The following is a 14466-nucleotide window of genomic DNA, read 5'->3' on the forward strand; positions in this document are numbered from 1 at the left end:
CCACCTCACGCTCCGGCGGGGCGCCTGCGGTGCAGGAGATGCATCGCCCCGCCGAACAGCAGGCCCCAGAAGGCCGAGCCGACCCCGAAGAAGGACAGGCCCGACGCCGTCACCAGCAGCGTGACCAGGGCGGGGATGCGGTCGTCCTCCGCCTGGACCGCCGCCAGCAGGGATCCGCCGAAGGCGCCGATCAGCGCCAGCCCGGCCACCGCCTCGATCAGGATCGGCGGGGAGCGGGTGACCAGCGTGGCGGTGACGACCGCCAGCGCCGTCAGCGCGATGTGGCCGGCACCGCAGGTGAAGGCGGCCTGCCAGCGCCGTTCCGGCCGCGGGTCGGCGTCGGGGCCGGCGCACATGGCCGCGGTGATGGCCGCCAGATTGACCGGCGGCGCCCCGAACGGCGCGGTGAGGGCCGAGGCGAAGCCGGTGGTCAGGAACACCGGCGGCACCCGCGGCGTGTAGCCGAAGGTCGCCAGCACCGCCAGACCGGGAATGTTCTGCGACCCCATGGTGACGACGAACAGCGGCAGGGCCAGCCCGACCAGCGCCTCCCAGGTGAAGACCGGCATGACGGCCGACAGGGTGGGCCAGGGATCGGGCGGCAGCGCACCCGACACCGGCGGGTTCAATGCCATCGCCGCCAGCGCCACCGCGACCGCCGCCGGTACGGCATAGAGCCGGGCGACGCGGCTGACCACGGCCCAGGTCGCCAGGACCAGCAGCCCCAGCACCGGCGCCTGCCCCATCGCCAGGAAGGGCGCAAGGCACAGCTTCAGCAGCAGGCCCGCCAGCATGCCGTTGGCCAGCGGCTTGGGAATCGCCGCGATCCAGCGGCCGAGCGGACGCCACAGCCCCGCCACCATGATCAGCACACCCACGGTCAGGAAGGCCCCGACCGCCGCGGGAAAGCCGCCGGCCACCGGCCCGGTCGCCGCCAGCAGCGCCATGCCCGGCGTGGTCCAGGCGATGCTGATCGGCTGGCGCTGCCGCCACGCCAGCCACATCGCCGACAGCCCCATGGAAAAGCCGACGGCCACCAGCCCGGAGGCGATCTGCGCCGTGTCCGCCCCGGCCGCCGACAGGCCCTGGATCACCACCGCGACCGCACCGGCATAGCCGACCAACGCCACCAGCAGCCCGGTGGCGACGGCTGGCGGCGACAGACGCGACGGCGGCACGGCGGGGACCGGCCGGCCGAGAGGCGAGGAATGGGGGGACGAGCCGGACATGCCCGGTCCTTTCCGATGCGTGACAGGAGACGCAGAAACGGTTAGATTGGATCCAATATCCACGCAAGCGGTTTTTGCATCCGCCAATTCCGGTTCCGCCCATGCCCCACTCTCCTCAATCTCCCGACACGCCCTTCCCCGACTTGACGGCGGTGATCGCCCGCAACCGGCCGCGGTTCCGGACGGCGACCGAATTCGTCGAGGCGGCGATGCGCGAGGCGATCCTGGGCGGCATGCTGCCCGGCGGCGCCCCGCTGCGGCAGGAGGAGCTGGCCGCCGCCTTCGGCGTCAGCCGCATGCCGGTGCGCGAGGCCCTGCGCCAGCTGGAAGCGCGCGCGCTGGTGGAGTTCCACCCCCACCGTGGCGCGGTCGTTGCGGCGATCTCGGCGGAGGATTCGGCCGACATCGGCACGATCCGCAGCGCGCTGGAACCGGCGGCGCTGCGCCTGTCGATGCCGCGGCTGACGGCGGAAGACCTCGCCCTTGCCGCCGAGCTGGTGGCGGAGATGGACGGCGAGGCCGATCCCGGACGGATGGGGGAGCTGAACCGCCGCTTCCACATGACGCTCTATGCCCGCGCCGGCCAGCCGCGGCTGCTGGCGCTGGTGGAACAGCATCTGGCCGCCGCCGACCGCTACCTGCGCTTCCAGTTCGTCGCGCTCGGCTACCAGTCACGCTCGCAGGACGACCATTACGCGCTGCTCGCCACCTGCCGGGCCGGCGATGCGGACGCGGCCTGCGCCCTGGTGGTCGAACATGTGACGGCGGCCGAAAGGCAGCTGACCGCCTACCTGAAGAAGCCAGCCTGAAGAAGCCGGCCTGAGAGGCTGCCCGAGGGGCGAGCCCTCCCCGGTCACTGCCTCCCCAGCAGGTCGCCGAGCGCAAGGCTGAGCTGGCGCGGGGTGACCGGCTTGTGGATGATGCCCAGCCCATGGGCGGCGGCGTCGCGTTCGCAGTCGGGACCGGTCTCGCCGGTCAGGATCACGCCCGGCACGGTGGGCCCGCCGCCTCCCTCGAACAGGCCGCGGATACGGGAAATCGCTTCGGTTCCATAGCGGCCCTCGCGCAGGCGGTAGTCGGCGACGATCACGTCGGGCCGGCGGCCGGAGCGCTCCAGCGCCTCCACCGCCTTTTCGGCGGATCCTGCGACCAGCACCTCGTAGCCCCATTCGCGGAAGATCGTCTCCAGCCCCAGCAGCACGATGGCGTCGTCGTCGATCACCACGGCGAAACGGCCTCGGCCGGCGGTCGCCGCCTCCGCCGGGGTCATGGGCCGCTCGACGGTCCGGCCGAGCGGCAGGGCGATGACGAAGGCGGTGCCCTCGCCCGGCCTGGACTGGACGTCGACGGGATGGTTCAGCAGTTGCGACAGCCGCCGCACGATGGCCAGCCCCAACCCCAGCCCGCGGTTGCGGTCGCGTTCCGGGTTGCCGACCTGATGGAACTCCTCCCAGATGCGTTCCAGATGGTCGGGCGGAATGCCGATGCCGGTGTCGCGGACCTCGATCAGCAGACGCCCGCCGGCCCGCCGGCATTCGATGTCGATCCGCCCGCTCTCGGTGTAGCGCAGCGCGTTCTCCACCAGGTTGCGCACCATGCGGGTCAACAGGGTGCGGTCGGTGCGGGCGGCGGCGTTGCAGGCCGACACCCGCAGCTCCAGCCCCTTGGCCGCCGCCACCGGACGGTAGGAGGCGGCGATGTGGTCGAACAGCGGGACGATGGGGACATCCTCGATGTTCGGCTGCACCACGCCGGCATCCAGCCGGGACATGTCCAGCAGGCTGTCCAGCAACTCCTTCAGCGCGTCGAGCCCGCGGCCGAGATGCAACAGCGCGTTCGCCCCCTGGGGGCCCTGCACGTGCGGCTTCAGCACATCGACGAACAGCAGCAGCGCCTGCAGCGGCTGCCGCAGATCGTGGCTGGCGGCGGCCAGGAACTTGCCCTTGGCCCGGTCGGCCGCCTCCGCCCTCTCCTTCGCCAGCATCAGCGCCTGCTGCGCCTGCCGGCGGGCGGTGATGTCGCGGAAATAGACCGACAGCCCGTCGGAGCTGGGGTAGACGCTGATTTCGATCCAACGGCCCAGGACGGGAGACCTCACCTCCACCGTCATCTCGCGCCCTTCGCGCGCGGCCTGCCTCTGTGCCTCCAGCGATTCGCTGCCCAACGCCTTGGGGAAGGCCTCCCACAGGCGGCGGCCCAGCAGGGTGTCGCGCGACCGGCCCCAGAGCTGTTCGGCCTTGCGGTTGATGTAGGTGAAGCGCCAGTCGTGATCCACGGCGTAGAAGGCGTCGCTGATGCTCTCCAGGATCATGACCGCCCGCTCATGGGAGGCGCGCGCCTCGTCCTCCGCCCGCTTGCGGGTGGTGATGTCGCGGAAAAAGCAACCGACCCCCTCCGGTGTCGCCAGGCAACGGATTTCCAGCCACAGGGTGGTGTCTTCGCCGTCGAACCGCTTTTCGATGGAGGTCGGCACCCGCTCCGTCATCGTCTTGCGGCACATCGCCTCCAGATCCGATCCGGAGAACTGGGGCCAGACTTCCCAGAGGCGGCGGCCGAGCATGGCCGACAGCGGCTGGTGGTCGAGCTGTTCGGCCCGCAGGTTCTGGTAGATCACGCGATAGTCGCGGTCGAGCGCCACCAGCGCCTCGTCGATGCTGTCCAGGATGTCGGTCGCACATTTGCGGGCATCGGCAAGCGCCTCCTCCATCCGCCGCTCGCTCGAACGGTCGTGCAGAATCCACAGGAAGCCCTCCTCGTCGCCCTGCAGCGGCAGGATGGTGAGCGCCCCCCAGACCTCGCGGCCGTCGCGGTGGCGGAAGCTTCGTTCCTCCTGGATCCGCCCTTCGGCCAGCGCCCGCATCCCCAACGCAGCGGGGACGCCGCCGGCGACATCTTCCGGCGGAAAGAGGATGTCGACCTGCCCGCCGCACACCTCCTCCTCCATCCAGCCCAGGATGCGGACCGCGCCGGGATTCCAACTCGTCACCCGGCCGTCGGGCGTCGAGGTGAGGATGGCATGGCCGACGGCGCTGTCCAGGATGGCACGCAGCCGCCTCTCGCTGTCGGCATGGGCGGCGCGGCTGCGTTCCAGCGCCGCCAGAGCGGTGCGGAGATCCTCGTTGAGGGCGGTGACCGTCAGCAGGTCGTCGCATCCGGTGCAGGCCGCGGACAGCATCGACCGCAACCGGAGGTTCTCCTGTTCAAGCGCTTCAAGCCGCGAACCCGGTTGCACTTCCGGCCGGGCGTCTCGATCGCCCACGCCACCCTTTCGGATATCGGCGGGCTCGTTTGCAACGAACTGCGGATCGGTCATCGGCGCCCAAGATAAACGAAAGTCTGATCAAGCATAGAGTGCGCAAGTCCGAAAGCCTCTGTAAACCGTCCAAAGGCAATATCCCGGACGATTGGAAACAGAGCGATTTCATCTTTATTATTACCGCATATTGGTAATCGCCCTTACCATCGCACGCACGCCCGGATCGGGTATTTTGTCACGGCGCAACACCAACCCAAGGGTGCGATTCAACGGCGGCGTCAAAGGCTGGACCGCAAAGCGGTTGCAGTCGCCCGGCCCTTGGACGGTGACCGCTGGCAACACCGAGCGGCCGAGCCCGGCGGCGACAAGATTCTTGATCGCCTCCACATTGCCCAACTCCATCGACGGACGCGGCTGGATACCGCCGGCCATGAACCAGCCGTCGATCACCGCCCGCATGGTGCCGCCGCGCTCGTACAGGATCAGCGCCCCGTCCGCCAGCGCTGTCGGAGTGATGCCGTCGCCTCCGGGGGCGTTGCCGGGAGCACGGGGACCGACACAGACTAGGTCCTCGCTGCACACCGGTTCGATGGACAGGCCGGCACGGGCGGCCGGCAGCGTGACCAGCGCCAGATCCAGCGAGCCGGCCTCCACCCCATCCAGGATGTCGGGCGTGTTGCCGGTGACGACGATGATCTCCAGCCCTGGATGGGCGGCGCGCAGCGCGGTCAGGAGCGGAGGCAGCCGGTAGATGCAGGCGGTGGCGCCGGTGCCGATGCGCACGCGCCCAACCTGTCCGGCACGGTGACGGCCCATGGCGGCGGTCGCCGCCTCCGCCTCGTCGCGCAGGCGGCGGATGAACGGCAGCAGGTCGCGGCCGGCGGCGGTCGGCAAGGCGCGCTTGCCCACCCGTTCGACCAGACGCACGCCGAACCGCTCCTCCAGGTTGCGGATCTGCATGCTGACCGCCGGTTGGGTCAGGCCGAGCCGGGACGCCGCCTCGGTGAAGCCGGCATGCTCGACGACGGTGGCGAAGGTGATGAGCTGGTCGAGGTTCAGGCCGCGCATACCCCCAGTCTTCCTTATGATTCCGATCAGATCAATAAATTTGCCTTTTGGCCTTCCGTCCGCGACGGTTGGGGCATGACGATCAACGCCCTTCCCGCCGCCAACCCCGCCCCTGCCCCGACATCGACCTGGCTCGTGCTGCTGTGCGCCAGCCGCTTCGCCACCTCGCTGTCCTTCATGGTCTATGCCGGCGCGCTCGGGCCGGCGATGCAGGCCTGGGGCATGTCGGCGGGAGAGGCCGGGTCGATCCAAGCCGCCTTCAACATCGGCTATGCCCTGTCGCTGGTGGCATCCTCCTGGTTCGCCGACAGCCTGGGCGCCCGGCGCGTCTTCCTGTGGGCCGGCTGGGCGACGGCGCTGACCGGAATCGCCTTCGCCTTCTTCGCCCGTTCGGCGGAAAGCGGGCTGCTGCTGTTCGCGCTGATGGGGCTGACCCAGGGCGGCACCTATGCCCCCTCCATCATGCTGGTGGCGCAGGGCGTGCCGGCGGACCGGCGCGGGGCGGCGGTCGGCTGGTTGCTGGGGGCCGGATCGCTGGGATATTTCGCCTCCATCGCGCTGGCCGCCGGGCTGGCGGAGCGCTTCGGCTACGAGGCCGCCTTCATCGCCTGCGGGCTGGGGCCGCTGCTGGCGATCCTGCTCGCGACGCCGGGCCTGCGCGGGCGACCGAATCTGGTCGCCGGCGGGGCTGCGCGCCGGCTGCGCGGTGCCTTCCGCTTCCTGGCCGACCGCCGCTCCTTCCTGCTGACCGCCGGCTACACCACCCATTGCTGGGAACTGCTGGGAATGTGGGCGTGGCTGCCGGCCTTCCTGACCGCCAGCCTCGCCGGGTCCGGCGGCACCGGCACCGGGGATGCGGGCATGCGTGGGCTGTGGATTGCCGGGGCCATCCATCTGTCGGGCTTCCTGTCGTCGCTGATGATGGGCCGGGCCTCCGACCGGCTGGGCCGACGGACGGTGCTGATGGCGATGGGGCTGCTTGGGGCCGCCTGCTCCTTCACCATCGGCTGGATGGACGGGCTGCCGCTCCTCCCGGTGCTGGCCGTGGCGGCCCTCTACGGCTTTTCCGCCCTGGGCGATTCGCCCGTGCTGTCCACCGCGATGACCGAAGCGGTCGAGCCGGGCAGCCTGGGCGCCGCGCTCGCGGTGCGCTCCATCCTGGGCTTCGGGGCCGGCGGCCTGGCGCCGCTGGCGGTCGGGCTGGTGCTTGACCATGCCGCCGGGGGAGCCGGCGGGTCGGGGTGGGGCTGGGGTTTCGCGCTTCTCGGCGTTGGCGGCGGGTTGGCGACCGTCTGCGCCCTTCTCCTTCCCGCCGACCGTCCTGTCCGGAGTTGAGTCCCATGCCTGCCGACATGTCTGTCCAGACGTCCGCCATCACCGTCCGCGCCTCCACCGACGCCGACATCCCGGCCATCGCCGCGCTCTACGCCGACCATGTCCTGCACGGCACCGCCTCCTTCGAGGAGGTTCCGCCGGACGAGGCCGAGATGGCCCGCCGCCGCGCCGACATCCTGGCCCGCGGCCTGCCCTATCTGGTGGCGGAATGCGAAGGACGGCTGGCCGGCTACGCCTATGCCGGGCTTTACCGCACGCGCAGCGCCTACCGCTTCACGCTGGAGAACTCCGTCTACGTCGCCGAAGGCATGGGCCGGCGCGGCATCGGCCGGGCGCTGCTGCTGCCGCTGATCAAGGCTTGCGAGGCGGCGGGCTACCGCCGAATGGTCGCGGTGATCGGCGACAGCGCCAACCACGGCTCCATCGGCCTGCACGGCGCCTGCGGCTTCCGTCCGGTCGGCGTGCTGCCGGCGGTCGGCTTCAAGTTCGGCCGCTGGCTGGACAGCGTCCTGATGGAACGCCCGCTGGGCGAGGGAAGCGACAGCCTGCCGACGGGATAAGCGGTCAGTCCGCTTCTGGAACGAACCATGAAATGCAATTCTAGCCACTTGAATTCATTGGGAAATCAGCGGAATCTAGAACCATAAGAAGCCGTTCGTGGATGTCACGCGGAAACGGCCTGGATGGCGAGCCCCTTGGGGCGGCGTACGAGGATAGAACCGAAGGCGACGAGGTGCTCCTTCGTCCGCTCGACGATGGCGTTCAATCGACGGTAGCGGCTGATCCAGCTGAAGGAGCGCTCCACGACCCAGGCGAGCCGGCGCAGCACATGCACGATCCCCTTGTTGTCATGCATGTTGGCTGGCGTGGCGTCAATCGCCAACGGGATGCCGATCTTCACGCCACGGACCTTCTTGCCGCCGTCCACGCCCCGCGCGAAGCAACCTGGGGCCGAGGGGCAGTAGCATCCCGACCGCCGCGAGCCGGGACGCCCCTGCTACGAACAAGTTCTCAATAGCATGCTGGATCTTGGAGGCCCGAACTCCGTCCGCGTCGCCTGATCAACGCTGTGGGTAGGGCGACCTCTTGCCGTCCCCGCCTCGCTGCAACACGCCGTCCAGGGTCGCCGTTCCCTCGATCACCGCGATGCCGTCGGCGTTCCTCACCCACACGGAGAACACCGGCCCCTCCGGATCTCGTCTCACGCCGCCGGAGGTCAGGACGTCCTGCTCCCGCACCGGCGCCGTGAAGCGGACGTCCAACGTCGCCCTGCCGGCCCGGTCGGGCCCGAAGGTCGCCGTCAGCGACTGCCAGATCAGGTTCAGCGACATCGTTCCGTGCGCGATGATCCCCTTCATCTCGGTCGTCTCGGCGAAGGAACGGTCGAGATGGATCGGATTGAAATCCTGCGTCGCCTCGGCGTAGGCGCGGATCCGGGCGCTGTCGACGCGCAGGGTCCGTTCGATAAGCCGGTCATCCATGCTCATTCCCCCTCATCCACCCCAGATGACGCGCTTGCGCCCCCGGAACACCGGGATTCCCGTCTGGTTGCGGGTGTCCGTGGCGAATTCCAGCCAGCGTCGGCCATTGCGCTCCGCCTTGCCGGCGCAGACCAGGGTGGTCGTCAGCCGGTCGCCGAGAACCACGGCCCCCAGCATCTCGACGCCCTGGCTGGCGTGGATGTTGCCGGGAGGCCGGTCCTTCAGCAAATCCATGTAGACCCGCATCGTGACCATCGCCGTCATGCCGGGCGGCATCGCGGGTGCCAGGGCGCGGTCGTCCGGAAAGATGGCGCACCATGTCTCCAGCGCCGCCTCGTCGAACAGCAGGCTGCCCGTCCCCACCACGTCGCCGGGCTGGAAGGTCGCGAAGCCCCGCGTCATGACCGCAGCTCCGCCTGCGGCAGGGCCGGACCGCCGTCGGACGGCTCGAAGACGATGCGGACGGGCGACCCGATGGCGAGGCCGGCGGCGTCGCCGTGCCGAAGATTCGTCATGATGCGGAATCCTTCCTCCAGATCCACAAGCAGGATGGCATAGGGGGCGGCGAAGGCGGGGGTCGGGGCGCGATGGACGACCGTGAAGGAATGGACCGTCCCGCACCCGCCGGAGATGCGCCACTCCAGCGTCTCGCCCCGGCATCGCCGGCAGACGCGGCCGGGCGGGAATTGGGCCTTTCCGCACTCCAGGCACTGCCGGTAGGCGAGTTCTCCGCGCTCGGCCGCCTCCCAATAGGGGCGGGTGTCTGCATTCGGAACCGGCGATGGACGGATCATCTCAGTGCCTCCCCAGCACGATGGAGCAGTGGGCGGACAGGATGCCGCCGTCACCGTGGACGAAAGCCAGTTCGGCATCGGGAACCTGCCGGTCGCCGGCCTCGCCACGCAGCTGCTCCACCGCCTCGACGATGTGGAACATGCCCCCGGCCGCCCCCGAATGCCCGTAGGACAGCAAGCCGCCGTGGGTGTTGCAGGGCAGTTGGCCGCCATGGGTGAGCGCCCCGGCCAGCGCCGCCGGGCCGGCTGCCCCGCGCTCGAAGAAGCCCATCGATTCCAGCTCCACCAGCAGGGTGATGGTGAAGCTGTCGTAGATTTCGGCCACGTCGATGTCGGCCGGGGCGACGCCGGCCTCGCCGAAGGCGCGGGCGGCGGCCTGCTTGCAGCCGAAGCTGGTCAGGGACGGCGCGGCGACGATATGCTCGTGCGTGTGGCCCTGGCCGAGGCCCAGCACCGCGACCGGCGGCCGGCGGAGGTCGGCCGCGGCCTCCCCCGCGCTGACGACCAGCGCGGCGCCGCCGTCCGACACCAGACAGCAATCGTGGAGGCGCAGCGGGGCGGCGATCGGGCGCGAGGACGCCACCATCTCCGGCGTCAGCAGATCCCGCCGGTGCGCCTTGGGATGGCGCATCGCGTGGGCGCGCGCGGTGACGGCGACCGCCGCCAGCGCCTCGGCCGTCACGCCGTATTCATGCATGTAACGTTGGGCCACCAGCCCGTAGGCCGCCGGCACGCTGATGCCGTAGGGGCGCTCGAACTGCGGGTGCCCGACCTCGGCCAGCGCCGCGACGGCGCCGCCCTTGGGCATGCCGGTCAACCGGTTGTCGCCGGTGACCAGCAGCACATGGCGGCATTGGCCCGACCGGACCAGGGCGGCCGCATGGGCCAGCATGATGCAGGCGGTGGCGCCGCCGGCCTGGATGGCGCTGCTGAAGGCCGGTTGCAGGCCCATGTATTCACAGAACACCGAACTCAGCATCAGGTGCGGCTCGGTGAAGGAGTAGGCGCAGAGCACGCCGTCGACATCCTCCAGGCGAAGCCCTGCGTCCGCCACCGCCCCGCTTGCGGATTGCGCGTGGAGCGACAGGCAGCTCTCCTCCGGCAGGGCGCCGGCACGGGTGGCATGAACCCCGCTGATGACGGCCCCGGCCATATCAGCCCTCCTTGTCCGCAGGGTCCGGCTTTGCCGCGTCGGCGGCGAACAGGCCGTGCTTGAGCAGTTTCCGATAGGCGCTGAAGACGGGGTCCGGCACCGGGGCCGCCGCGTCCTCCGACCGGCCGTAGCGGAAAGTCAGGTAGGCGCGGGCGGCAAGCAGGATGTAGGCGACCGGCTCCAGCTCCTCGTCGGTGAAGTCGTTCAGTTCGCCGCGCTCCTTGGCCCGGCGCAGCGTCCGCAGATAGCCGGCGCCGAAGCGCCCGACATGCTGGCGGAACACGTCGGGCACGAAGACCTCGCCCTCGTTGAGGATGCGGTAGAATTCCGGATGCTCCTCCAGGAAGCTGAACCAGGCCTTGAGCCGTGCGTCCTCGCGCTCGGGAGCGCTGGATTCTGACGCGACGGCACCGGTCACATGGTTCAGCAGCATCTCGCCCAGCGCCGGCAGCAGCTGTTCGAAAAGATCCTGGCGCGATTCGAAATGGTTGTAGAAGGTTCCGTGCGCCACCTCGGCCGCCTGCGTGATCCGGCTGATCGACGCGTCGGCGTAGCCGTGCTTGCCGACCACCACGGCGGCGGCCAGGAACAGGGATTGGCGGATGGCCTCGGACGTCTCCGCCCGCGTCTTGCGCGTGCGCCGTGCCCGGGACGGAGTGCTGATCGTCATGCTCGCAACACCTTTTCTGCTGTCTGGAAACGCGGCCCGCCGGGAGGCCGGCGGGTCGCGCCACAAGTCGGGCCGCGAACCCGCCGCCGCTAGGGCTTCCTCACCAACGGGCACTCGCTTTCGGACAGGGGGCGCGCCGCGTCCTCTGCCGGAATGGTGGCGACCGGCGTGTAGTAGTCCCACGGTTCCCTGGACTCCGCCGGGCTCTTGACACGGTAGAGGTGGAACTCGCGGACGACGCGGCCGTCCTCGCGGATGCGCCCGTTCTTCGTCATGATGTCGTTGATCGGCATCGCCTTCATCGCCGCCATCACCGCCGCCGTGTCGGTGGTGCCGGCCGCCTGGACCGCCTTCAGGTAATGCAGGACGCTGCCATAGACGCCGGCCGGCACCATGTGCGGCATCGCCTTGTTGCGCGCGAAGAAGCGCTTGGCGAAGGCGCGGCTCTGGTCGTCGGCGTTCCAGTAGAAGGATTCGGTGACGAGAAGCCCCTGTGCCGCCTCCAGCCCCAGCCCGTGCACGTCGGGCAGCAGCGTGAGCAGGCCCAGCATCTGCTGCTTCTTGTCGAGCCCGAACTCGCGACCGGTCTTGACCGCGTTCATGGTGTCCTCGCCGGCGTTGGCAAGCGCGACGATCCTGGCCGGCGAAGCCTGGGCCTGCAGGACGTAGCTGGAGAAGTCCGCCATCCCGGCGGGATGCAGGGCGGTGCCGAGCACGCTGCCGCCTGCCGCCTTCAGGGCCTTGGTCGCATCGCTCTGGAGGGCGGCGCCGAAGGCGTTGTCGGAGGTCACGAAGAACCAGGACTTGTCGCCGCGCTGGGCCAGCGCCCGGCTGGTTCCGGCGGTCAGCGCGTAGGTGTCGTAGGTCCAGTGGATGCTGGTCGGAGAGCAGGCCTTGCCGGTCAGGACCGAGGTGCCGGCGCCCGAATAGATGACGATCTTGTTGCGCTCGCGGGCGATCTCCTGGACCGCCAGGGCCACCGAGGAAACCGCCACGTCCATGATCGCGGTCATGCCGTCGACGTCGAACCATTTGCGGGCGATGGTCGAGCCGAGGTCCGCCTTGTTCTGGTGGTCGGCGCCGACGATCTCGACCTTGCGGCCGAGCACGCTGCCGCCGAAATCCTCGACCGCCATGCGAGCCGCGTCCACGGAACTCGGCCCGTCGATGGCGGCGTAGGGGCCGGACTGGTCGTTCAGGATGCCGAGTGTGATCGGACCCGTCCCGGCGCTCCAGGCGGGATGGGCCAGGGTCAGGGCGGAGGCCAGCAGGGTCAGGGAAAGCCCTGGGAAAAGCCTCAACGCAAGCCATCGTCTCATCGCGTTTCCTCCTTGTTGGTCTTGTCGTTACGCCAGGGATTCTTGTCCGGGATACGAGGTCAGCCGGGGGACCGCAGGCGGATCAGCGCGTCGGACCGCCCCTCCTGCACCACCTCGCCATTCTGGTTCAGGATGGCGAAGCCGCGTTCCAGCACCCCCTGCCGGCCGCTGGCGGTCGGCGCCTTGCCGAGGATGGTCATCCGCACGGTCAGCGTGTCGCCGACGAAGATCGGCCCGCGGAAGCGCCAGCCATCGACCGACAGCATCGCCGTCACGGACTGGTCGAAGATGCCCCAGCGGCACATGGCGCCGGTGACCAGCGCAATGCCGAACACGCCCCCCACCACGCGGCGGCCGAAGCGGGTCGCCTTGGCGTACTCCTCATCGGAATGGAGCGGGTGCCAGTCGCCCGACAGCATGCAGAACATCGACAGGTCGGTGTCGGTGACCGTCCGGCCTGGACTGATGAAGATCTGGCCCGCCTCGAAATCCTCGTAGAACATCGCGGCCGGCAGAGAAGCGGGAGTTGGGATGGAGTTGGTCATCCGCGCGCCGCTCCCTGTTCGCTGCCCTGCGCCCGGGAATCCCACGCACCGACGTTCGACCAGTTGCGCAGCGTGTGGCGTTCGATCTCCCGCTTCGTCGCGGAGCGGGGCAGGATGGACACGAACTCGACGTAGCGCGGCACCTTGAAGCGGGCGAGCCGTGCGGCGCACCAGTCCACGATCGCCTGCGGCCCAGGTGTCTCCCCTTCAACAGGAACCACGAAGAGTTTCACGTCCTCCTCGCCCAGCGGGGCGGGAACGCCGACGACGGCGGCCTCCGCCACCCCCGGACAGGCGCTCGCCACCGCCTCGACCTCATAGGCCGAGACATTCTCGCCCCGGCAGCGCAGCCAGTGGGCTTGGCGGCCGACGAAATGCAGGAAGCCGGCCTCGTCGATCCGGCCGAGATCGCCGGTGTGCAGCCAGAAGTTCGACCAGCATTCCAACGTGCGTTCGAGCGCGTTGTGGTAGCGCAGCATGAAGCTGTAGGGGACGCGCGGCCGCAGCAGGATCTGCCCGACCTCCCCCACCGGCTTCTCCTGGTCCCACTCGTCGACGACGCGGAAGTCCGCCCAGACGCCGGGCGCGCCGTTCGCCTCCGGACGCGCGGAGTCCGGCTTGGCATAGGTGATCAGCACCCCGCCGCCCTCGGTCAGCGAATAGAGGTTCACCATCGACAGGCCGAAGCGGCGCCGGAAGGTCTCTGGCACCCAGGGCGGCACCTGCCCGGTACAGCCGACGCTGGCCCGCACCCGGTGGTCGCGGTCGCCCGGCCCTTCCGGCTGCTGGCACAGCACGGTCACCATGGTACCGACCGGGTCGATCAGGGTGGCTCCGGTTGCCCGCGCCCGTTCCCAGAAGCGGGTGGCGCTGAACCGGCGCTCCAGCGCCGTCGGGATGTCGGCGACCAGCGGCCCCATCACCCCCAGCATCGTCCCGCCGACGTGGAACAGCGGCAGCACCGAATATTGCCGGTCGTCCGGGCGCACGTCGAAGGCGTCGCGGTAGCGGTATCCCGCCATGATGAAGGCGAAGTGCGGCAGGACCACGCCCTTCGGCCGGCCGGTGGTGCCACCGGTGTAGATGATGACGCCAGGGTCGGACGGCCGCACCGCGCAATCGGGCGGCTCCCCCTTCTCCGCCAGCAGATCGGCGAAGGGCGCGAAGCCTCTCTCGTCGCCCTCCTCCACCGGATCGGTGGTGAAGCGCGCGGCCGGCAGCGCCACCTCCGCCGGCCAGCCGTCGAAACGCCGGGCTGTCGCCTCCTCCACGACCAGCGCCGCCGGGGCGGCGTCGCCGATGGTGTGGACGAGATCGTCGCCCAGCAGCGCCGCGTTGAGCGGCACCCACACTGCCCCCAGCTTGCTGGCGCCGAACCAGACGAGGAGCTGCTCGATCCGGCCGTCCATCAGGCTGCACACCCGGTCGCCGGTGCCGACGCCTCGTCGGGCCAGCGCCGCCGCCACCCGGTCCGAGAGCCGGTCGATCTCCGCCCAGGAGGTGACGGTGCCGGCCACGTCCACCCGCGGGGCATCGCCATGCTGACGCGCCCGTGCGCGCAACAGTGCGTGCACCGACTCCCACGGAACCTCTTCACCCGCCAAATGCATGTCCTT

General features: G+C 70.0%; 15 protein-coding genes. 3 read left to right on the plus strand and 12 right to left on the minus strand.

Annotation, left to right across the window (positions count from 1 at the left end; translation table 11 throughout):
* Window positions 1–5: 5 nt before the first annotated feature.
* Window positions 6–1229, minus strand: a complete 1224-nt coding sequence (locus tag AL072_RS21540) for a benzoate/H(+) symporter BenE family transporter (RefSeq protein WP_045584253.1) — start codon at window positions 1227–1229, stop codon at window positions 6–8.
* 101 nt (window positions 1230–1330) lie between these two features.
* Here AL072_RS21540 and AL072_RS21545 point away from each other — a divergent pair, with 101 nt between their 5' ends.
* Entirely contained in the window at window positions 1331–2038 is a 708-nt protein-coding gene (locus AL072_RS21545; RefSeq protein ID WP_052710240.1) for a GntR family transcriptional regulator, read from the plus strand.
* Between the two features lie 44 nt (window positions 2039–2082).
* Here the strand turns inward: AL072_RS21545 and AL072_RS21550 are convergent, their stop codons facing one another.
* Both AL072_RS21550 and AL072_RS21555 read right to left on the minus strand, forming a co-directional pair.
* The gene (locus AL072_RS21550) at window positions 2083–4404 is read right to left on the minus strand and encodes a PAS domain-containing hybrid sensor histidine kinase/response regulator (RefSeq protein ID WP_245636966.1); all 2322 of its coding nucleotides are present in this window, start codon (window positions 4402–4404) and stop codon (window positions 2083–2085) included.
* Window positions 4405–4662: 258 nt separating this feature from the next.
* Window positions 4663–5553: a LysR family transcriptional regulator gene (locus AL072_RS21555; RefSeq protein ID WP_045584254.1), complete on the minus strand. Its 891-nt coding sequence runs from the start codon at window positions 5551–5553 to the stop codon at window positions 4663–4665.
* Window positions 5554–5628: 75 nt separating this feature from the next.
* Here AL072_RS21555 and AL072_RS21560 point away from each other — a divergent pair, with 75 nt between their 5' ends.
* Window positions 5629–6888 (plus strand): MFS transporter, encoded by a 1260-nt coding sequence (locus AL072_RS21560; RefSeq protein ID WP_245636911.1) that lies wholly within the window; start codon window positions 5629–5631, stop codon window positions 6886–6888.
* Between the two features lie 5 nt (window positions 6889–6893).
* Window positions 6894–7448 (plus strand): GNAT family N-acetyltransferase, encoded by a 555-nt coding sequence (locus AL072_RS21565; protein ID WP_245636912.1) that lies wholly within the window; start codon window positions 6894–6896, stop codon window positions 7446–7448.
* Window positions 7449–7552: 104 nt separating this feature from the next.
* Here AL072_RS21565 and AL072_RS21570 read toward each other — a convergent pair whose 3' ends face one another.
* The 9 genes from AL072_RS21570 to AL072_RS21610 form a co-directional block, all read right to left on the minus strand.
* On the minus strand, window positions 7553–7789 hold the full coding sequence (locus tag AL072_RS21570) for a transposase (RefSeq protein ID WP_144428329.1): 237 nt from the start codon (window positions 7787–7789) through the stop codon (window positions 7553–7555).
* A 160-nt stretch (window positions 7790–7949) separates the two neighbouring features.
* A complete protein-coding gene (locus tag AL072_RS21575) occupies window positions 7950–8375 on the minus strand; it encodes a MaoC family dehydratase (RefSeq protein WP_052710241.1) in 426 nt (141 codons plus the stop codon).
* A 6-nt stretch (window positions 8376–8381) separates the two neighbouring features.
* The gene (locus AL072_RS21580) at window positions 8382–8771 is read right to left on the minus strand and encodes a MaoC family dehydratase (protein ID WP_052710242.1); all 390 of its coding nucleotides are present in this window, start codon (window positions 8769–8771) and stop codon (window positions 8382–8384) included.
* Window positions 8768–9163 (minus strand): Zn-ribbon domain-containing OB-fold protein, encoded by a 396-nt coding sequence (locus AL072_RS21585; protein ID WP_045584256.1) that lies wholly within the window; start codon window positions 9161–9163, stop codon window positions 8768–8770. Before AL072_RS21585 ends, AL072_RS21580 begins: the two co-directional genes overlap by 4 nt.
* A 1-nt stretch (window position 9164) precedes the next feature.
* Complete coding sequence (locus AL072_RS21590) at window positions 9165–10316, minus strand: thiolase family protein (protein WP_045584257.1); 1152 nt, start codon at window positions 10314–10316, stop codon at window positions 9165–9167.
* Between the two features lies 1 nt (window position 10317).
* Entirely contained in the window at window positions 10318–10986 is a 669-nt protein-coding gene (locus tag AL072_RS21595) for a TetR/AcrR family transcriptional regulator (RefSeq protein ID WP_045584258.1), read from the minus strand.
* 89 nt (window positions 10987–11075) lie between these two features.
* Window positions 11076–12305, minus strand: a complete 1230-nt coding sequence (locus tag AL072_RS21600; RefSeq protein WP_045584259.1) for an ABC transporter substrate-binding protein — start codon at window positions 12303–12305, stop codon at window positions 11076–11078.
* A 59-nt stretch (window positions 12306–12364) separates the two neighbouring features.
* Window positions 12365–12850: a MaoC/PaaZ C-terminal domain-containing protein gene (locus AL072_RS21605; protein ID WP_045584260.1), complete on the minus strand. Its 486-nt coding sequence runs from the start codon at window positions 12848–12850 to the stop codon at window positions 12365–12367.
* Window positions 12847–14460 (minus strand): AMP-binding protein, encoded by a 1614-nt coding sequence (locus AL072_RS21610; RefSeq protein ID WP_045584261.1) that lies wholly within the window; start codon window positions 14458–14460, stop codon window positions 12847–12849. Before AL072_RS21610 ends, AL072_RS21605 begins: the two co-directional genes overlap by 4 nt.
* Window positions 14461–14466 lie beyond the last annotated feature (6 nt).

The organism is Azospirillum thiophilum, from assembly GCF_001305595.1.
GTDB lineage: Bacteria > Pseudomonadota > Alphaproteobacteria > Azospirillales > Azospirillaceae > Azospirillum > Azospirillum thiophilum.